The 22,045-nt window shown below is 52.0% G+C and carries 10 protein-coding genes; 9 read left to right on the top strand and 1 reads right to left on the bottom strand.

Annotation, left to right across the window (positions count from 1 at the left end):
- The 6 genes from R3I13_RS17910 to R3I13_RS17935 all read left to right on the top strand — a co-directional run bounded on the left by R3I13_RS17910 (position 1) and on the right by R3I13_RS17935 (position 17,165).
- Positions 1-1,350, top strand: a complete 1,350-nt coding sequence (locus R3I13_RS17910) for a DNA mismatch repair protein (RefSeq protein WP_346319330.1) — start codon at positions 1-3, stop codon at positions 1,348-1,350.
- The gene (locus tag R3I13_RS17915; RefSeq protein WP_346319331.1) at positions 1,347-2,669 is read left to right on the top strand and encodes a DNA mismatch repair protein; all 1,323 of its coding nucleotides are present in this window, start codon (positions 1,347-1,349) and stop codon (positions 2,667-2,669) included. Before R3I13_RS17910 ends, R3I13_RS17915 begins: the two co-directional genes overlap by 4 nt.
- Before the next feature lie 424 nt (positions 2,670-3,093).
- A complete protein-coding gene (locus R3I13_RS17920) occupies positions 3,094-11,106 on the top strand; it encodes an MBG domain-containing protein (protein WP_346319332.1) in 8,013 nt (2,670 codons plus the stop codon).
- A gap of 23 nt (positions 11,107-11,129) precedes the next feature.
- On the top strand, positions 11,130-12,041 hold the full coding sequence (locus R3I13_RS17925; protein WP_346319333.1) for a PorP/SprF family type IX secretion system membrane protein: 912 nt from the start codon (positions 11,130-11,132) through the stop codon (positions 12,039-12,041).
- 149 nt (positions 12,042-12,190) lie between these two features.
- Positions 12,191-14,800, top strand: coding sequence for a hypothetical protein (locus R3I13_RS17930; RefSeq protein WP_346319334.1), 2,610 nt, complete (start codon positions 12,191-12,193; stop codon positions 14,798-14,800).
- Positions 14,801-15,014: 214 nt separating this feature from the next.
- Entirely contained in the window at positions 15,015-17,165 is a 2,151-nt protein-coding gene (locus R3I13_RS17935) for a prolyl oligopeptidase family serine peptidase (protein ID WP_346319335.1), read from the top strand.
- Positions 17,166-17,190: 25 nt separating this feature from the next.
- On the opposite strand, the gene R3I13_RS17940 is transcribed toward R3I13_RS17935, so the two are convergent.
- Complete coding sequence (locus R3I13_RS17940) at positions 17,191-18,162, bottom strand: glycoside hydrolase family 43 protein (protein ID WP_346319336.1); 972 nt, start codon at positions 18,160-18,162, stop codon at positions 17,191-17,193.
- A 191-nt stretch (positions 18,163-18,353) separates the two neighbouring features.
- Between R3I13_RS17940 and R3I13_RS17945 the strand changes: the two genes are divergently transcribed.
- The 3 genes from R3I13_RS17945 (at position 18,354) to R3I13_RS17955 (ending at position 21,993) form a co-directional block, all read left to right on the top strand.
- Positions 18,354-19,550, top strand: a complete 1,197-nt coding sequence (locus R3I13_RS17945; protein ID WP_346319337.1) for a TlpA disulfide reductase family protein — start codon at positions 18,354-18,356, stop codon at positions 19,548-19,550.
- A gap of 270 nt (positions 19,551-19,820) precedes the next feature.
- A complete protein-coding gene (locus tag R3I13_RS17950) occupies positions 19,821-21,170 on the top strand; it encodes a sulfatase (RefSeq protein WP_346319338.1) in 1,350 nt (449 codons plus the stop codon).
- A gap of 205 nt (positions 21,171-21,375) precedes the next feature.
- Positions 21,376-21,993 carry a sigma-70 family RNA polymerase sigma factor gene (locus R3I13_RS17955; protein WP_346319339.1) on the top strand — a complete coding sequence of 206 codons (618 nt, stop codon included), beginning with the start codon at positions 21,376-21,378 and terminating at the stop codon, positions 21,991-21,993.
- Positions 21,994-22,045 lie beyond the last annotated feature (52 nt).

Genomic DNA, 22,045 nt, shown 5'->3' on the forward strand with positions numbered 1-22,045 from the left:
ATGAGCCTGATGACCGACAAACAAACGATCAATGATCTCCACCTCTTTGGCAAGGGAGGGAACGATGGCGTCTATGCGCTGTTTAACCGCACGCATACCAAAGGCGGATCGGAGCTGCTGGAAGACATGTTCCGCCGCCCGCTGGCAGACGAACAAGCCATCAACGCCCGTAGCTCAGTGATCCGGTATTTCGCGGAGCATGAAGTGCGGTTCCCCTACGAAAGCCACTGGTTCGACGCCGCGGAGCATTACCTGTCAGACACCGACGAGCGCACGCAGCTGAGCCGGCAGGAAGATAACCTGGCGAGGAAATTCAACCAGATCATTGCAGCGGATACAGCTTACAAAGCCATAGAGAAAGGCGTTGCCAGCCTCGTGGGCATTTTGCAGGCAACATGTGTATTCGTAGACGTTACCCGTGAACAGGTGGCCGGGATACCTTATCGTGAAGAAATAGCCGCGATGGAGAAACTGCTGGCGAACCCCGCATTCCAGCCTGTGCTGGCTGATACCGGGAAACAAAAGTTCTCCTTCGCCACGCTTTCCGCATACGACCAGCTGCTCCGCTTCCGTGAACGGGATAAGCTGCGGCAGCTGCTGGACCATATTTACCTCGCTGATGCTTTCCTGTCTGTCGCCAAAACAGGCCGGGAGCGGGGATACGCCTTCCCCAAAGCGGTGGCGAGGGAATTGCAGACGGTGATGCTGGAAGATTTCTGGCATCCCTCACTGGAAAAACCGGTGAAGAACTCACTGGAGATCACGCCGGAAGGAAACGTGATCTTCCTCACGGGCGCCAACATGGCGGGTAAATCCACTTTCATGAAATCCCTCGGCATCGCGATGTACCTGGGTCATATGGGTTTTCCCGTACCGGCGGCCAGGATGGAGTTTGCCGTGAGAGACGGCATTTTCACCACCATCAACCTGCCGGATAACCTCAGCCAGGGCGCGAGTCACTTCTACGCGGAAGTGCTGCGCATCAAAAACGTAGCACGTGAGCTGAGCCGCGACAAATACCTCTTCGTCATTTTTGACGAGCTGTTCCGCGGCACGAACGTGAAAGACGCATACGAAGCCACCATTGCGGTTACAGCCGCTATCGCACGGCGGCGCAACTGCATGTTCGTCGTGTCTACCCACATCATAGAAGCAGGGGAGGTGCTGAAGGAAAAATGCCGCAACATTCGGTTTATGTATTTGCCCACCTTGCTGGAAAACGGCAAGCCCGTGTACACGCATAAGCTGAAAGAGGGCATCACGGCAGACCGGCATGGCATGGTGATCATCAACAACGAAGGGATCCTGGATATTTTGTCCCGGAAAAAAACAGAAAAGAAAACCTCATGAGTTTTATTGCCGACAAGCAAACGCTCGACGACCTGCAACTGCTGGGCAAATACGACAGCAGCTCTATATTCAGCCTGTTCAACCGGGTGAGGACCAAAGGCGGCCTGCAACTGCTGGACCAGATGTTTCTCCGCCCGATGACGGACGTGGAAGCCATCAACGCCAGGAGCGCTGTGTTCCGTTACTTCCGCGATCACGCGGCGGAGTTCCCGTTTCAAAACGAAACCATCACCGCGATGGTAGCTTACCTGGAAGAAAACAGGGAACAGAGCCCCGTGTTTTCCCTCATCAGGATGGCGAAAAACAAAACCTTGGCCGGGTTGACGCGTGATGAAACGTATGGGCGCGAGCAGGAAGGCCTGCATGCCTGCCTGCTGATCCTCCGCGAATGCCGCCAGCTGCTGCGCCGCGTGGAACAGGACGGCCTGCATAAAGGCACGCCCTGGGCTGCCTGGGCGGAAAAGGCGGGGCAGGTGTTGCGCCATCCGCAGGCCGCTGCATTCCTGGATATGCCGGCGGAGGATGAGCTGCAGCTTTCACAGGCTGCGCGCCTGCGCTACCTGCTGGCGGGCGCATGGAAAGAACAGTTGCTGGCGCTCATCCAGGCTACCTACGAACTGGACGTATACATCGCTGTTGGAGCCGTGGCGCGTGAAAAGGATTTTTCCTTTGCCGTAGCCTATCCGCGCAGCGCCAACTTCCTGAAAGCAACAGATGTAAGGCATCCGCGGCTGGACAAAGGCGTGCCTAATTCCTTCGGTTTCAGTAAAGACGGTAACGTGCTTTTCCTGACCGGTGCGAATATGGCGGGGAAATCCACGCTCATGAAAGCATCCGGCATCCTTCTTTATCTCGCGCACATGGGCTTTCCCGTTGCCGCGCGGGAACTGGAGTTTTCCGTCATGGATGGCATTTATTCTTCCGTGAATGTACCTGATGATCTCAACAAAGGCTACAGCCATTTTTACGCTGAAGTGCTGCGGGTGAAAAAAGTAGCGGAAGAAGTGAGCGAAGGAAAAAGACTGTTCATCATTTTTGACGAGCTGTTCAAAGGCACGAACGTGAAAGATGCTTATGATGCTACATTGTCCGTCACTGCTGCGTTTGCCGGTTTTACCGAATGTTTTTTCATCATCTCCACGCATATTTTTGAAGTCGGGGAAGCATTGCGGGAAATTCCGTCTGTCCGTTTCGTATTCCTGCCCACGGTGATGGAAGGGCATGTGCCGAGATATACCTACAGGCTGCAGGAGGGTATTACTACAGACCGGCAGGGGATGATCATTATCGAAAACGAAGGGATACTGGATATGTTGTAAAACTTACAATAATTCTAACCAACCATTTAAGGCCTGCTGGTTTTGCCCGGCGGGCCTTTTTTTATTATCATGATCATGAATACTGATAGTAGAAACAAAGAAAATTGTGCGGAGCAGTATGTTGAAGGTAAATAAAGTACTATAACACAAAATTCATTCTTCTATATATAAGAAAGTCTCGCATATATATCTACCTTCGTGCATTCAATCAAAAAAATTCCCGTACCCCTATGAATCTGGTAATGCAGTTTCTTATTTTTTGTTGTGGGAAAGTGAAAGTGTTATCTCGGTTGTCGGTTTTTAAAAGCATACTGTCTTCTCCTTATCGGGGAGTTTCCTTACACGTATTTAAAACGATCTCTTTTATAAAATAGAAAAATGGAAAGAAAGCCATAGTGGCTGATTTCCGGGCATCCCATATACTATGAAATACAAATGGCTACCCATCGGGGTATTTCTCTGCACATTATTGCTGTGCCGGTATTCCTATACCAAAGCTTTTGACGGGCTTAAGGATCCGGTTACCGGGCGCCTTATGTTTGCGACGCCTACTATACTCGCTATCAATTACAGCAATCTCGGCGCTAATTCAATCACTTTAGGCGGGAACATTACGGGCGATGGAGGATCTCCTGTTACTGAGCGGGGAATCGTATGGGGCACGGCCTCAGGCGTTACAATGGCCGATAACGTGGTGGTGATGGGCAGCGGTACCGGCACTTTCAGCCAAATCGTAACAGGGCTTCCGGCTAATACCGTTATTTATTACAGGAGCTATGCTACTAATGCCGAAGGGACCAGTTATACCGTGGAGTCGCAATTTCAAACGAACTGGCCTTTAAACGGTAATACCACGCGTACGAATGTGAGCTGTCCCGGTGGAAGCAACGGCACGGTAACCGCCTACGTTTACCCCAATTCAGGCAAGGAGCCTTTTACCTATTCGTGGTCTCCTGTAGGCAGTACCAGTTCAACAGTAACTGGCTTATCAGCAGGCGTCTATACCTGCACGATCACGGATGCGGAAGGTGCTACAAAGGACGTTTCTGCTACTGTTACCCAGCCAAATCCGGCGAATATAACAACGCCTTTCATCACGAATGTAACCTGCAACGGCGGTTCCAATGGGAAGGTTCAATTGGTGATGAGCGGCGGTACTTCGCCTTATACTTACCTATGGTCGGCCAATGCAGGCTCCCAGACCACCAACCAGGCTATAAACCTTTCGGCGGATACATACTCCTGCACTGTTACAGATGCGAATGGATGTATCTACACAAAGACCGGCATCGTTGTCACCCAGCCAGCACCAGTCACTGCCGGCACGATGAAAATGGACGTCGCCTGTTATGGCGGCGCTACCGGGGAAGCCAGGATACTGAGCGTGTCCGGCGGCTTTAGCCCCTATTCCTACCTCTGGACGAATGGGGCTACCACTGCAAGCGTAACAGGGTTGACTGCAGGGACTAACATTTCCTGTACGATCTCAGATGTCAGGGGATGCTCCGTTACTAAAAGTTTCACGATCAGCCAGCCGGCCACGCCACTGGCGATAAATTTTCCAAAAACGGACGTCAGCTGTTACGGTGGCTCAAATGGTACTGCCAGGGCGCAGGTAAGCGGCGGAGCAGGGGCTTATACTTACCAGTGGAGCAACAGCAGAACTGCCGCTTTAATCAATAATCTTACGCCGGGCACATATACCTGCACCGCGACGGACGCCAATGGCTGTACTGTTACCGGTTCCGTCACCATTTCACAGCCTGCCGCCCCGCTTTCTGCCGAGCAATCATATTCTAATGTAAGTTGTCATAGCGGATCCAACGGCTCCGCCGTTGTAATACCCAGCGACGGCACCGGCCCTTATACTTACCTCTGGACCAACGGGTATGCGGCGGGCCAGATAGCCGTCGGGCTTCCTGCCGGGCCCATTTCCTGCACAATTACCGATGCGAATGGTTGTACGGTCACCAAGAGCTTCACGATCAACGAGCCGCCGGTGCTCACTGCCACAACAGGGCAGACGGATGTAAGCTGCAATGGCGGTTCCAACGGTTCTGCATCTGTAACGCCATCCGGCGGTACAGCGGGATATACTTATGCGTGGAGCAACGGTGGAACGACTGCCGCGATCAATGGCCTTACAGCAGGCACTTATACCTGCACGATCGAAGATGCCAACAGCTGCACGATCACCAAAACAGTAACGATCAACCAGCCTGTTGCGCTTACTGCGACCTCTTCTGCTGTTACCGATGTTACCTGTTATGGTTATACGAATGGCAGCGCGACCGCTTCAGTAAGCGGCGGCACTTCACCTTACACTTATGCCTGGTCGGACGGCAGCACTGCCGCCATTATCAGCAACGTTGGCGCAGGTACTTATAGTTGTGTGGTGACGGACAATAATGGTTGCACAGCTAACCTTTCCGCTACCATTTCACAACCGGCAGAACTTATTGTAACCCCAAGTGTAACGAACGTAGCCTGCTTTGGCGGTACAAATGGCGCGGCATCCCTGGCGCATACCGGCGGCACGACGCCGTTTACCTACCAGTGGTCAACCGGGGCTGCTACCAGTGCGATCACCAGTAAGGCTGCAGGCAATTATACTTATAGTGTCACAGATAATAATGGTTGTGTTGCTTCCGGCCCTGTTACCATTACCGAACCAACGGCGCTTGCCGCTACCACAGGACAGGTGGATGTAAGCTGCAATGGCGGTTCTAATGGCTCTGCATCTGTAACCCCGTCCGGCGGTACGATTCCTTATTCTTATTCCTGGAGCAATGGTGGAACCAGTGCAACTATCAATGGGCTTGCTGCGGGTACTTATACCTGTACTATTACTGATAACAACGGTTGTACGCTTTTAAAAACAGTGACGGTGGGCCAACCCGTTGCCCTTGCTGCTACTTCCTCTGGTGTCACGGATGCTACCTGTTTTGGTTATACGAACGGCAGCGCGGCCGCATCAGTAAACGGTGGCACTTCGCCTTATACTTATGCATGGTCGAACGGAGCCACAGGCGCCACTATCAGCAATGTTGGCGCTGCCACTTATACCTGTGTGGTGACTGACAATAAAGGTTGTACGGCTAACCTTTCTGCCACTGTTTCACAACCGGCCGCACTCAGCGCTACTCCTAATGTGACCAATGTAAGCTGCTTTGGCGGTACAAATGGCGGCGCCTCCCTGGCGCCATCCGGCGGTACGGCGCCATATAACTACCTGTGGTCGAACGGAGCTACTGCCAGTGCGATTACCAATGTTGCAGCGGGCAATTATACTTACAATGTAACAGACAATAATGGTTGTACTGCTTCCGGTCCTTTTACCATTAGTGAACCAACGATGTTGGCCGCCACCACCGGAAAGGTGGATGTAAGCTGCAATGGCGGTTCCAATGGTTCTGCATCTGTAAACCCATCCGGCGGTACAACGCCATATGCATATGTATGGAGCAACGGTGGAACGGCCGCTACCATCAATGGTCTTACAGCAGGGACTTATACCTGCACGATCACCGATGCCAATGGTTGTACGCTTTCGAAAACAGTGACGGTAGGCCAGCCTGTTGCGCTTGCCGCAACTTCGTCTGCGGTTACCGATGCTGCTTGCTATGGTTATACGAATGGCAGTGCTGCTGCATCAGTAAGCGGCGGTACTGCGCCTTATACCTATGCCTGGTCGAATGGTAATACATCGGCTACTATCAGCAATGTTGGCGCGGGCGTTTATACCTGCGTGGTGACAGATAATAATGGTTGTACGGCTAATTTCTCAGCAACTATTTCACAGCCTGCTGCGCTTGCCGTTTCCAAGACTGTAACAGATGTAAGCTGCTTTGGTGGCACAAATGGCGCCGCATCGCTGACACCATCCGGTGGCACTGCTCCATACAGTTATACATGGTCGAACGGAACTGCTGCGAATGCGATTGCTAACGTCGCTGCAGGTAATTATACTTATAATGTAACAGACAATAACGGTTGTGCTGCCTCTGGTCCTGTTACCGTTTCCGCGCCTGCCGCGCTTGTGCTCAATACTTCGCAAACCAGCGTAAGCTGCACAGGCGGTAATAATGGTACGGCATCTGTAATTGCATCCGGTGGCACAGCGCCATATGCTTATTTGTGGAACAATGGCCGAACGACCGCTACGATCAATGGCCTTGTAGCAGGTACTTTTACCTGTACTGTTACTGATGCCAATGGCTGCGTTAAAACAGGTACTGTTACTGTGAATGAGCTGCCCGCCCTCGTTGCCGTCACAGGACAGGTGAGTGTAAGTTGCCATGGTGGTTCCGACGGTGCTGCATCAGTTGCCATGTCTGGCGGTACAGCGCCTTATACTTATGTTTGGAGTAACGGCGGAACGGCCGCAACGATCAATGGCCTTACCGCGGGCACCTATACCTGCACGATCTCTGATGCCAATAGTTGCGTTCAGACAGCGACTGTTACCGTAAATGAACTGCCGGCTCTTGTTGCTACTACAGGACAGGTAAATGTAGGCTGCCATGGCGGGTCCAGCGGTTCTGCCTCTGTAAATGCATCCGGTGGTACAGCGCCTTATGCCTATTCCTGGAGCAATGGCGGAATTACTCCTGCCATCAATGGCCTTGCTGCCGGCACATATACCTGCGTTATTAAGGACGCCAATAACTGCAGCGTCACTAAAACTGTTACGCTTACCGAACCTGTTGCACTTTCTGCTTCGGGCGGCGCTACAACACCGGATTGTGCAGGGGGTTCCAACGGTTCCGCTTCTATAACGGCAACCGGCGGTACAGCACCTTATGTTTATTTGTGGAGCAATGGCGGAACTACCGCTACGGTCAATGGTCTTGCGGCCGGAACCTATACCTGCACCATTACCGATGCGAATGGTTGCACGCTTACTGAAACGGTGACCGTGAATGCGCCTGTTCCGCTTACCGTAACAGTCTCTTCCGTTGTGAATGTTACTTGCTACGGTGGTAACAACGGCGGCGCAACTGCTTCAGCAAGCGGCGGTACTGCGCCATATACCTATGCCTGGTCGAACGGCAGCACAGTTGCCGCCCTGGGCAATGTTATTGCGGGTGCTTATACCTGTATTGTGACGGACAACAAAGGTTGTACGGCCAGCTCTTCTCTTACTATTTCGCAACCAGCCGCGCTTTTTGCTGTGATGAATGCAACCGGCGTAAGCTGCGCCGATGGCTCGAATGGAAGCGCTTCCGTAGCGATATCCGGCGGTACGGCACCTTATACTTATTTATGGAATAATGGTGGAACCACTGCTTCGATCACTGGTCTTGCTGCGGGTACATATACCGTTGCCATTAAAGATGCCAATAACTGCGCAATCACCGGGACTGTTACAGTAACAGCGCCTGCTGCGATAACAGGCGTTGTCAGCGCACAAACCAATGTATTGTGCAAAGGAGGGAACACGGGATCGGCCACTATTGCGGCTTCCGGCGGCACCGGCGCCTACACTTATTCCTGGGCGCCGGGTGGTGGTAATACTGCTTCCATCAGTAACCTGGCGGCGGGCACTTACACCTGCACCATTACCGATGCAAATGACTGTACAGGCACTGTTTCAGTAACCATCACTGAGCCGGCGGCCGCGGTCAGCGCCACTATTTCACAAACGCCCGCGCTGTGCAACGGCGGCTCTACCGGAAGCGCTTCGGTATTGGCCAGCGGCGGCACTGCGCCTTACGCTTACACCTGGTCTGCCGGCGGAAACAACGGTACCACTCTAAACAACCTGGCTGCGGGCAATTACAGCTGTGTGATCACGGATGTGAATAACTGTTCCCTTACGAAGAACTTCACCATTACACAACCTGCCCAGATCACGGCAACGATTACAAAAACAGATGTGACCACGCAGGGCGGCAGCAACGGTACAGCCACGGTAACAGCCAGCGGCGGCACCGGCATGCTCACTTATGTATGGGCGCCTTCCGGCGGCAATTCGGCCAGCGCTACGGGTCTTGCTGCCGGCGTTTACACCTGCACTGTCAAAGACGCCAATAATTGCAGCATCATACAAACTGTTACCATCCATGCGCCATCCAGCCTTGGAGGGTTCCCGGCTATGACCAAGAGTTATGGCGATGCCAGCTTTACATTGCCCCAGCCTGCCAGCACCGGCACCGGCGCATTTACTTACTCCAGCGATAACGCGGCTGTGGCTTCCGTATCCGGTAATACCGTTACCATTATCAAACCCGGCGTTGCGAACATCACCGCTACGCAGGCAGCCGATGCTACGCATACTGCCGCTTCAATTACCAGCACGCTCACCGTATCGCCAAAAACGATCACCGCCACGCTGCTGGCCACGCCTGCGATCAGCAAAACATACGATGGCAATAACATGGCAACTGTCGCGGCTGCCAACTACCAGCTGAACGGGGTAGTGGGATCTGACGCAGTAGCCGTTTCAGGTGCAGCGGCGCAATACGATACCAAAAATGCAGGCGCCGGTAAGACCATTACAGTCACTGGTCTGGCGCTCAGCGGCGCCCAAAAGGATAATTACCAGCTGGCGGCGACGTCCGCTACCACCGCGGGTATCATTAAACCTAAAGTGCTTACAGCCACGGCTGCGCCTGTCACAAAAGTCTATGATGGCAGCACATCCGCGGCCGTTACCTTCAATAATCTATCTGCTGCCAATGGCCTGGTCGGTACTGATGTGGTACAGGTGCAATATATCGCAGCTGTTTATGCATCAAAGAATGTAAACACCCCGCCCGCCAAAATCCCGGTAACCGTTACCGGCCTCGAACTGGCCGGTGCTGATAAGGGCAACTACATGCTGAACGGGGTTACTGTAAGCGGCGATATCACGCAAAGATCTGTTACGGTAACCGCCGATCCCGGCCAGAAAGTGATGTATGGCAACGCTCTTCCACAGTTCACCTATACCGTTACCACGGGATCGCTTGTACCCGGTGATGCATTCACCGGCCAGGTATCCAAACAGGCCGGCAATAATGCAGGACTTTACGATCTGCTGGTATCCGGCTTAACGGCGGGGCCGAATTACAACGTGACCTTCGTGTCCAATAAATTCGAGATCACCAAGCGGCCATTGACGATTACTGCTGACGATAAACAGATCGTTTTAGGTGCAGCCATTCCTGCATTGACCGTTAGTTACAGCGGTTTTGCGAATACGGAGAACGCAAGTGTGCTCACCACACAGCCCACCGTTTCCACAACGGCTACGGCAGCCAGCCCTGAAGGGGATTATCCCATCAATGCAACAGGCGCGACAGCTGCCAACTACGACATCAGTTACGTAAAAGGCACATTGCACATCAGGAAAGCCACAGGTCCCACTGATATCAGTCTTGCCGCGGGAGATTTCTACGAAAACAGGCCTATAGGCAGCAGTTCAGCCAAACTGACCACTGCCACCGCCGACCCCGGCGCTGCGTTTACCTATACGCTGGCAGCAGGTGCAGGCGATGCGGACAATTCATTCTTTACCATTGACAATGACCTGGTGCGTAATGCAACTGTGCTGGACTACGAGCTTCATCCTGTCTTCAACATCCGCGTACGGGCTACCGATCAAAACGGCTTGTGGATTGAGAAGGCGCTCACACTATCTGCCCGTGATGTGAACGAAGTGCCCGCCATTACAGCCATCACCGATCAATCGGTTTGCCCGGGCGCTGCTTCACAGAAAATAGATATTGCCATGACGGCAGGGGAAGAAACACAGCAAACCGTTGCGGCTACTATTTCGGCAGACAAGCCTTTCTTCACCGACCTCAGCATCAGCGCCACAGCTATTCACTACACGCTGAAGGCTGATGCAGCAGGCGAAGTAACGGTTCGTGTGCGCGTACAGGATAATGGCGGCACGGCGAATGAAGGCGTGGATACGCTTATCCGCACATTTAAGATCAATGTTGCATCCGGCGTCGATTTCACTATTCAAAGCAACAAGGGCCCGCAATTCAGGCTGGGCGAAAATATTACTCTCACGGTAAGAGGCGCTGCCCGCTACGAATGGACCGTGCCGGCGAACGTTACGGATTCGCAGGTAGTAGTTACGCCAACGCGAAGCACCACGTATGTGGTGAAAGGCTTTAGCAACAGCGGCTGCTCACTGGAAAAAAGCTTTACGGTAGAAGTAACGGAAGACGCCTTCCATGCCACGAATATCATCACTCCCAATGGCGACGGTTATAACGACAGGTGGCTTATCTCCAACATTCACCGCTACCCGGGCAACAAAGTGGAGATCGTGAACCGCAACGGCAAAGTAGTGTATACGAGAAATGACTACAACAACGAATGGGATGGCAAGCTGAACGGGGTTCCGCTGCCGGAGGGCAACTACTACTACATTGTAAACCTGGGCGATGGCTCACCGGTACGCAAAGGATATATTTCCATTGTACTCGACAAAAAATAAATACGGCTACAAAAAACAATACCATGCACAAGCATCATAAAATATACCAGGTCATACCGGCAGCATTGCTGCTGGTATGTTTTGCCCTGCCTGCCGCAGCGCAGCGCACGGTATCTGCCGCCCAGTACTTTTTTAATCAATACCTCGCGAATCCGGCCATGGCAGGGCGCGATTCCAGCCTGAACCTGATGGTATCGTACAACCGCCAGTTCGATAACCTGCCTGGAGCGCCCGTCAATACAATGTTTTCGGCCGATTACAATATGGGTAAAAGGGTAGGCCTGGGCGTTAATGGTTTTTCGCAAAACGCCGGCCCGTTCCACCAGTTCCGGGGTGCGCTCACCTATGCATACCACCTGCCCGTCGGGGCACGGGGCCAACGCCTGAGCTTTGGCATTTCCGCGGCAGTTGTCAACAACCGCTTCACTACCGGGGAAGTGGACGGGGATCACAGTGATCCCTCGCTGGCGTATTATAACGACAGAGGCCTGCAAACGGATGGCGATTTTGGCGTGGTCTACGCTGCCCAAAGCCTTACCCTGCAAGCGGCCGTGCCCAGTATCCGCAATAACGTGACGAAGGAAACGTATTATTCGGTAGACAGGCCCACGCTGTTTACCGCGGCCTCGTATAAGTTTTACCTTGGCGAAGGCGAGATCAACAGCATAGAGCCGAAACTGTGCTACACCAGCATCAGGGGCAATAAAGACGTGATAGACGCAGGCGTGGAAGTAAAGCTGGTGAACAATATAGCCAGTGTATTCGGCATGTATCACTCCACGCAGAACTTTACGGTAGGCATAGGCGCGGATATCCTCTCAAGAGTAAAGCTCATGGCCTCTTTTACGCCGGAAGGTAAAAATCTGAGGAACTATACAGACGGTATTTTTTCCATTAACCTGCTTGTCAGCCTGTTTCCCGGGACGAAAGAATAGCGCCGGTGTTATAATATAATTAAGCCCCTTTGTGCATGCAAAGGGGCTTTTCATTATACCGCCCCTCAAAAAATTCAGCCGCAAAGTTTTTATTTTTTTTAATATTGACCCACTCTTTGATAAGCATATTAAAATAATAGTACATACAAATGATCAAACTTCCACTTGCCCTGGTCTCTTCATTTACATTACTGATCGGCGCAAAACATTATTTTGGAGAAGCACGGCCCAATTTCCCTGATCCTCCGGGATTAACGACCACAAGATTTGCCGGCCCGGATGTAACGCCAAGCCCCGCCTGCCTGGCGGTGGCGCCCACCGGTGAAGTATTCGTAGGGGTAGACATGATCGGCTCACTGGGAAAAGATCCCGGGAAAGGCCGCATTCTCAAGCTCACCGACAGCGATAATGACGGCAAAATGGACGGTCATAGCGAATTCGCGGTGGTAGACAATCCCCGCGGCATCCTGGTGATGGGAAGCCGGGTGTACGTACTGCACACCACATTTTCCAAAGAGACCGGTAAAGCTACAGGCATGGCCCTCGTAGTGTTCGGGGATAAAGACGGCGATGGCAGGGCAGACGGGCCTTCCCAGCCGCTTATCGAACATCTCAGCAATACCAAATATATCCAGGAACGCGGCACCGACCATGCCACCAACGGCATCAGGATGGGTATCGACGGCTGGATCTATATTGCCGTGGGCGATTTCGGTTTCCATAATGCCACGGACCGTTCCGGCAAAAAGCTGACCATGCTGGGCGGCGGAATTGTACGTGTGCGGCCCGACGGCACGGAAATGGAAATATTCACCCATGGCACGCGCAACGTATACGACGTGGCCATTGATCCATATATGAATGTTTTCACAAGGGAAAATACCAACGACGGCGGCGGATGGAACGTGCGGTTTTCGCATCATATCCAATCCGGCGAATATGGCTACCCGGTACTGTTCCAGCATTTTACGGATGAGATATTGCCGGCGCTGGTAGACGTTGGCGGCGGTTCTGGCACAGGCGCGCTGTTTATGGCGGAGCCAGGCTGGCCGGAGAAATACAACAACGTTCCCATGATGGCGGACTGGGGCAGGAGCATGCTGTACATGCACCGGGTAACACCCGATGGTCCTACGTTCACGCAAAAAGAAGAAGAGTTCATGGCCCTGCCCCAGATCACCGACCTGGATGTGGACGGATCCGGCAGGCTTTACCTTTCCGCATGGGATGGCGCGGGTTATTCCGGCAGTCCTGATAAGGGTTATGTGATCCGCGCAGTGCCGGAGAACTGGACGTACCAGGCATTTCCGGACCTGGCCAAAGCTTCGGTGACAGAGCTTGCACAATTGCTCCGTTCGGGCAGCGCGGTAGCCCGCCTGAATGCTTCCCAGGAATTGATTGCGCGCAATGACCAGCAGGCTGTTTCTGCTGCGCTGGAAGTTGCTTCCGACAAGGCGTTGCCGTTATATGCCCGTGTGGCCGGCATATATACTTATGCGCAGGCGGCAGGCAAGGATGGGACTGCTGCTTTAACGGCGTTCACCAAAGACGCCGAAGTAAGAGAACATGCATTGCGGGCACTGGCAGACCGTAAAGGCCTGCTGAACGGGGTTCCGGGCGAGCCTTTCCTGGAAGGGCTCAAAGATTCTTCCGCACGCGTGCGCGCTGCCGCGATCATCGGGCTGGGCCGTTTAGGCCGTGCCGAAACCGCCGGCGCTTTGCTTCAAACCAAGGTCCCCGCTTCATTTGCGGCGCCCGCCAAAGATGTGGAAGGGCCTCACGCTACGCCCAACCAGGCTATTGTGCTGCCTCACCTGGCAGTGCAGGCGCTGGTAAGCCTGCATGCGACAGACTCCGCTGTAGCGGCGCTCAATGGCGGAAATGCAACCCTCGCACTGTGGGCATTGCGTTATATGCATGATGTTAAAGCTGTAAACGGTTTAATTGCCGCTTACCCGCGTATAAAAGACGAAAAGCTGAAGAAACAGGTATTGGTTACATTAGCGCGTCTCTATAAAAAAGAAGATTCATACGACGCCTCATGGTGGTGGGGCACCCGGCCGGATTCGCATGGCCCTTATTACAAAGCCGTGAAGTGGGAAGGGTCGCCGGCGATCGAGCAATTCCTGAAAAAGGAAGCACTGAAAGCGCCCGCCAGGAAACAGTTCTTCACAGACCTGGACGCCCGCCACAGGATGGACATTGCAGCGTTTGCAGCACCGAAAAAAGCTGAAGCGCCGATAGCGAAAGAACCCAAAGTGGACCTTGAAAAGATCAAAAGTAAAAAAGGCCAGGTCGGCAAATCATCTATCGAAGATGTGCTGCTGGCGATCAATAAACTGAAGGGCAACCCTGCTAAAGGAAAACTGCTTTTTGCCAGCCAGGGCTGCGTGGCCTGCCACAGCATCAGCAAGGGCGAGAAAATGAAAGGCCCGTTTATGGGGCAGGTTGGCTCTATCATGAACCGCGAACAGATCACCGAATCCATCCTGAAACCCAACGCTTCTATTTCGCAGGGCTTTGCGACAGTAACGATCACCGCGAAAGGCAACAAGTCCTACATGGGATTTGTGACCGAAGAAACCGCCGCCAGGGTAGTGCTGAGGGATATCGGCGGAAACGTATACACCGTTAAAACAAGCGATATCCTGTCGCGCAAGGAAATGAAAACCTCGATGATGCCGGCGGGACTGGCCAATGCATTGTCTTACGAAGAACTAGCTTCGCTGGTTACATTCCTGTCGCAGCAGAAAAAATAGATGAAGCTTTTATAAAAAAATGAGGGCCGTACGATATCGTATGGCCCTCGTTTTTTAAACAGGTTGAAAGGCTTGCAGGACCTCAATCCCGTCCGGGTCAAGATATGAGTATAAGCGGTCAAAAAGTGATCAAAAATCGTTTGGAAAGAGAACCTTTCGATTAGTACTTTTAAGAAGTTCAAACATGTCTAACCTGACCGCACAGGATTTAATTATGAAATACTGCAAATTCTTTGGATTCCTTGCCTGTTGTGCTTTGCCCGGCGGATCCCTGCTGGCGCAGCAAAACGCACAAACGCCTTATATGCCTGATCATGCCGATATCATGCGGCGCTATCAGCATGTACAGTTGTCAGACAGCATCACCCGGCGGAAGATCGTCCGGCACAACGTGGATGCCAACTGGCTCCCGGGCGGGGAGAAATTCTGGTATGAGGTGGGCAGCAATAAAGACTCTTCAAAAATATATTACCTGGTAAACGCTGCTACCGGCAGCAAGGAAGAAATAAAAGATACTGCCGAGCTGGCGAGGTTGCGGGCTACCGCTACGCCGCAGTCGCAGGTGCTGCAACGGGGGCCTTCCCGGTGGAGGAACTTCTCGACAGGCGCCGTATCGCCGGATAAACAATGGATCGCGAAGACCATCCGCGGCAATGTATTTATTCAATCCGCCAAAGACAGCGTGCAGCAGCAGCTTACCGCTAACGGCTCCGACAGCACCGGCGAAGCGGCGCGTTATGAAGCATTTGCCTGGTCGCCTGACAGCAAATATTTCATCGGCTATCTTACGCGGCCGGTAAAGGATTCCGCCGTCTATTACGTACTCACGGACGTTCCCGGCACCACACGCGGGCAGCTGCGTTCACAGCCTTATAAGCAGCCTGGCGACCCGTTCCCGGTGTATGAGATGTATATCTTTTCCGTAGCAGATAAAAAGGCGGTGAAAGTAAATGCGGAGCCGCTGGATTTTTTCGGCCCTCCCGTGCTGCGCTGGCGGCACAACAATCCCCGTTATTTTTTATATGAAAAAGCAGACCGCGGCCACCAGCGTTTCTGCGTAATGGAAGTGGACGCTTTTACCGGCGCGGCCCGCACCATACTGGACGAACAGACCTCCACGTTTATCTATGAATCCCGCCTGTATACGCACTACCTGCCGGAAACGAATGAAATGCTCTGGACCTCTGAAAAGGATGGCTGGCGCCACATTTACCTGGTCAATACACTTACCGGGGCGATAAAAAAACAGCTTACCAAAGGCGAATGGGTAGTACGCAGTGTGGACAGTGTGGATACGAAGAAACGGGAGATATGGTTCCGTGCCGGAGGCATGCAGCCGGGAGAAGATCCTTATTTTGTTCATTACTACCGCATCGGCATGGATGGGAAGAACCTGGTGAAACTTACGCCCGCAGAAGGCAATCACCAGTTATCCTTTTCGCCGGACAGGAAATATTACATCGACAAATATTCGCAGGTGAACGTGCCGCCCGTACATGAGCTGCGCCGCACGGCAGATGCGAAGCTCATTTCAACATTCGAAAAGGCCGATGTAAGCGCTTGGCAGGCCACAGGTGTGCCTTTCCCGGTGCCTTTCACGGCAAAGGGCAGGGACGGGAAAACAGACATCTGGGGCATTATGTGCCGCCCTTCGGATTACGACAGCACAAAGCTGTACCCTGTGATCGAAAATATTTACGCAGGGCCGCAGGATGCTTTTGTTCCCAAGAGCTTTATGAGTTATTATACCGAGATGCAAAGCCTGGCAGACCTGGGTTTTGTAGTAGTGCAGATAGACGGCATGGGCACCGCCAACCGCTCCAAGGCATTTCATGATGTGTGCTGGAAAAACCTGGCAGACGCCGGCTTCCCGGACCGCATCCTGTGGATCAAAGCCCTCGCTGCAAAATACCGCTTCGTGGATACCGCCAGGGTAGGGCTCTACGGCACTTCCGCCGGCGGGCAGAATGCGCTCGGCGGCCTGCTCTTCCATCCTGAGTTTTACAAAGCAGCTGTATCCTCCTGCGGATGCCACGACAACCGCGTGGATAAACAATGGTGGAACGAACAATGGATGGGATACCCTGTGGGCAAGCATTACGATGAACAGTCCAACGTTACCAATGCAGGCAAACTGAAAGGCAAGCTGCTCCTGATGGTGGGCGAGGCAGACACCAATGTGCCGCCGGAATCCACTTACCGCGTGATCAACGCGCTGATCAACAGCGGCAAGACCTTCGAATTCCTGCCGATACCGGGCATAGGGCACAGCGACGGAGGACCGTATGGCCGCATTAAACGCCGCGACTTTTTCGTGCGGCATTTGCTTGGGGCCACGCCGCCGGACAGGAATAATAATGAGTAAGAGGAATATTAATGGCCATTGGTCATTATTGTGCAACATTCAGCCACCTGAACGATTTCGCATCCGCTTCCAGTACATCTTCGCCGCCGGCTACAGGCCGGAACCGTAAGGCCACCACTGCCGTGGCACGGGGAGATACGCGATCGTCAGAGCGGTGGGTGTGCAGCACATAATACATTTCGCCATCTTTATCAAAGAACACATCGCCGTGGCCTGAGCCGTTTTGCCCGACCGTATGCCGGCTGATGACCGGGTTGCCGGCGTATTTTTTCCAGGGGCCGGTGGGGGAGAGGGAAGTGGCATATCCTACCGCATAATCTTTGTTGCGGAAATCGTTGGCAGAATAGACCAGGTAATAAACGTTCTTATGTTTGAGAACAGTAGGGCCCTCTGCTACCGGCCATGTTGCTCCGGCGGTGTTTTCCCATCCCCCGGTGCTGGCTATGCATTCTTTTTCCGTGCCGGGCACCACGTCTGTCAGGTCCGGTTTCACTTCCGAGACGAAGATGCGGTTGCCGTTCTGCAGCTTCACATGGTACAGGTAGATCTTTCCGTTTTCATCGAAAAACAGGAAGGGGTCTATCTGTTTGCCCGAGCCGCTAAGCGGGAGAGGGGCATGTTGCCGGAAAGGGCCTGCCGGATTGGGCGCACTGGCAATTGCAATCTGTTCATTAGCCGTATAGGCCATGTAATAATTGTCCTTATGTTTCAACACCTGCGGCGCCCAGAAGCCGCTGTTGCCAAAGGCATCCCCGCGTTTCAACGCGAGGCGGCGGGAGGAATCTTCAGGCTGGCTCCAGGTTTGCAGATCGGCAGATTCATAGAACAGGAAACCCTGGTTGCTGCCGGTGCCGTACAGGTAGAACTTCCCGTTGTCAGCAAAGATGGTCGGGTCCGCCAGGAATATAGCCGGCTGCTGGGCCGCGCTGTTGATAGTCGTAGCCATGGCAGCCATGATGATCGCAGCTGTGAATAGCGATGTTTTGAATTGGGTCATGACTTTAAATATAGAAAAAAGTATCCTGCAGGCGCATTTTTTTGGCAGGCGCCCGCTGCAATGTGCGCCGTTTGGCCACGCTAAAGGTGTTCCGGGAACCGGTTTTCATATCGCAGGATGTCCAGGTCAGGATTAAGCTACGAAATTGTCGTAATTCTGCGAAATATTCGTAAATTAGGAGAAAATTGCCTATGAGAGCGTTCTGCCTGTTATTGACGCTGGTGCTGATCCCGGCAGGCCTTGCGGCGCAATCGCCAGACAGCCTGCGGGCTGTCGCGCTGCTACAGCAACTTGACCGTGAGCACCAGGCGATCCGTGATCTTGCCTACCATATGCAGTATACGTGGTACTATCCATCAGTTAAAGATTCTGTGCAGATCATAGAAGGCAATGCCTGGCTGTTGCCCGAGAAACGGGATACGATTTTTGGTTATGTATTTCACCTGAGCGGTAAAGCCGCCTTTGGAGGTTTCGACAGCTATTATGACAGGCAGCAATATATCGAGGCCAACCACCGGGACAGCACGCTGCTGGTGGTTAATCCCTATCTCTTTCCCAACGACTTCAGTAACCCGGCCAAAAACCGCAGCGCACTGAATCTCATCCAACCGATGCTTTTCCGTGCGGACCTGTCAGACTACCTGCTTCATAATTATCCCTACGGCAAAACGCCCGCTCTTTCACTTCAGCAGTCCGGCGGTCTGCAACAACTCATTTTAGCCTACCCACCCAATGCTTATAATGCAACCACCACTATCACGCTTACTTTAACACAACCCCCTCTGCGCATCGTGAAAGCACAGTCGATGGTACAGTTCAACGGTACGCTACAGACACAAACCTGGGAGATATCGAAGCGGCGCGAAAACCAGGAAGGCAATGTTGCAGGGCTCACGCCTCAGCAGGCATACGCCGGGTATAAACAAAACGAGGTCAAACCTAAAAAGCAGTCGCATTATGTATATCCGCTTTTGGGAAAACCCGCGCCTGGCTTCAGGTACATGGGTTTTGACGGGAAAGCAATATCCCTTGCTTCGCTAAAAGGCAGGTTTGTATTGCTGGACTTTTGGGAAACATGGTGCGGGTACTGTATTATGGCCTTTCCGAAGATCAAATCCCTGTATGAAAAGTATCATAGCCGCGGCTTCGAGATAGTTGGAATTACCACGGAAAACCCTGTACAGGTTGAAGAACTGATCCGGCTCAACCAGCTTCCCTATTTGCATGTTAAGGCGGATACCGCAATGCTCAGGGATTACGTAGTATCCGGCCGTCCACATTATGTACTGATAGGGCCGGATGGGAATGTATTGTCCGGGCCGGGGATCGATAGTATTGAAAAGCTGCTGGAAGAGAAATTGCCACGGCAGGGTGTAACCGCGAGGTGAGCGTTATTGTTGCAGAAAATTTATCTGGAAAAGACTTGCAGGTCTAAATTTTAAACGCTACTTTTAATATGTACTACATAAGTACTAATGGTTATAATTAAATGTCTTAAAATTCCGGAGGATCGCCAGGTCCGCGGAATAGTTGATACGCCTATGTTTCCACGAAGTTTTTTTAACATGATCTCCAAAAGTTTTTTTTTGATTGCCGCATGCATGTTATATGCACTTTCAGTTTTTGCCGATGATAAGGAGAAGGGCAAAAAATACAATGTGCTTTTTATCATCATCGATGACCTGAGGCCGAACCTGGCGAGCTACGGCGATACCAAAGCAATTACGCCCAACATGGACAAGCTTGCGCAACGCAGCGTATTGTTCAAAAATGCGTATTGCCAGCAGGCGGTTTGCAGCCCCTCCCGTGCTTCCATTTTAACCGGCTTACGCCCGGATCAGACTGGTGTTACGGACCTCATCACCCATTTCAGGGAAAAGGTCCCCGATGTTATTACCATGCCGCAGGCGTTTAAGAATAACGGATATACCGCGGTCGGTGTCGGCAAGATCTTTCACGATACAAAAAAAACGCTGGATTCGGTAAGCTGGTCGCCGGTGCAATCGGAGTTCAACGGCCCCAAAGGCAGGGAATACTTTCTTGAAAGAAATAAAAAAGGCGGCAAGGCGGATGCTTTTGAGTTTACCAGTAAGGCCGATGCCGCTTATCCCGACGGAAAAGTAGCAGACCAGGCTATCGGCCTGTTAAGGCGGTTCAAAAATTCAGGTGAGCCGTTTTTCCTGGCAACCGGGTTCAGGAAGCCGCATCTCCCGTATTGCGCCCCAACGCGGTATTGGGATATGTATGCGCACACTGATTTTCCCGGCGTGGAAAATAGCAGCAGGCCCACAGGCGCACCGGAGATCGCATTTCATCAATGGCAGGAATTGAGAGGTTACACGGACATACCAGATGAAGGGCCGCTTACGAAAGAAAAGGAAAGAGATCTTCTCCGTGCTTATTACGCATGCATCAGTTTTGTTGACGCGCAGGTCGGCAAAGTGCTGGAAGAGCTGAACAGGCTGGGTTTGAGCGAAAGCACGATAGTAGTGTTAGTAGGCGATCATGGCTATCATTTAGGGGAACAAAACCTATGGTGCAAATCCACCAATTTCGAACTGGACGCAAGAGTGCCTTTGATGATAGCCGCGCCCGGAAGCGCAAAGAATGGCGCAGGCACGGATGCCATCGTGGAAGCCGTTGATATTTATCCTACGCTGCTGGACCTGTGCAATATCCCCCCGGCTTCAAAACTGAGCGGTGGCAGTCTTGTTCCCGTCCTGCAGGACCCTGCCTTAAGATGGGATAAGGTTGCATACAGCCAGTTCGTCAGGCCCTACAAGGCCATAGTCTCAAAAACCGCCACCGACATGGGGTATTCTGTGAGGGACAAGGAATGGAGATACACAGTTTGGTACAACCTGTCTAACGATGCCGTTGAAAGCAGGGAGTTGTACCATCTGGGCGATGGCCGTGTTGAAAAGGAAAACCTCTCGGGAAATAAAAAGTACCAGCAGGTTGAAAGCAAGCTGGGCGCATTGTTAGAAGCCTACAGGAAGATAAAATAGCAACAGGCTGGCGTTTCGCGATGAAAATGACATTGTCTTATTTTATAATGCATTCATAATTTGAGCAGATAGCCGAAACAGATTAACATCATCCCAAAAGGATTTTTATCAGCATAACACATTAAAATTTATATGTAAATTGATAAGGAGAAAATGAGAATTTGTGATAGTATTGTGAAGGAGATATCAAATTTTAATTCAGTTATTGTCGAGCAACCACCCATACGAAGAAAATAATCTTGTTCAGCGGTTTCAGGCAGGTGATATCAGGGCTTTTACCGAAATATATGACCGGTATTATTTTTCTGTTTATCAATACTCGAAACGATGGCTTTATAACAAGCAGGAAGCGGAGGACGTTGTTTCCGAAACGTTCATAAAGCTATTGCAGCGATGCGGGCAGATGGAAAGCCAGGAGAAGATCGCAGCTTTCCTTAAAGTGACCGCCCGGAATGCATGCCTGGATATATTAAGGCATAACAAAGTGAAATCCGAAAAACATGCAGACCTGTTACAAAGCCTGCTGCTGGAGTCAGAGCCTGATTTTGCCTGGCTTGAGATCCGGGAAGAATTTTTGCGGCTCGTTTATGCGGAAGTAGAAAAGATGCCGAGGAAAATGAAAGAAATTTTTTTGCTCTCCTATAAAGAAGGCCTCAAACCCGCAGAAATTGCACAACGGCTGAACCTGAACGTCCAGACGGTGAGTAACCAAAAGTCGAACGCCATAAAGCTCATAAGAATAGCGCTGGGCCAATCATACATCCTGTTCCCCCTCTTTTTTCCCGCTGGTTTTAATGATATTTATGAAATGCTTTATAAGTAAGTATTTCAATATAAATAAATAAAAAAAGTCTTCTTTTTTTTGGTAGGTTCTA

The organism is Chitinophaga sp. YIM B06452 (assembly GCF_039655965.1).
Taxonomy (GTDB): Bacteria; Bacteroidota; Bacteroidia; order Chitinophagales; family Chitinophagaceae; genus Chitinophaga.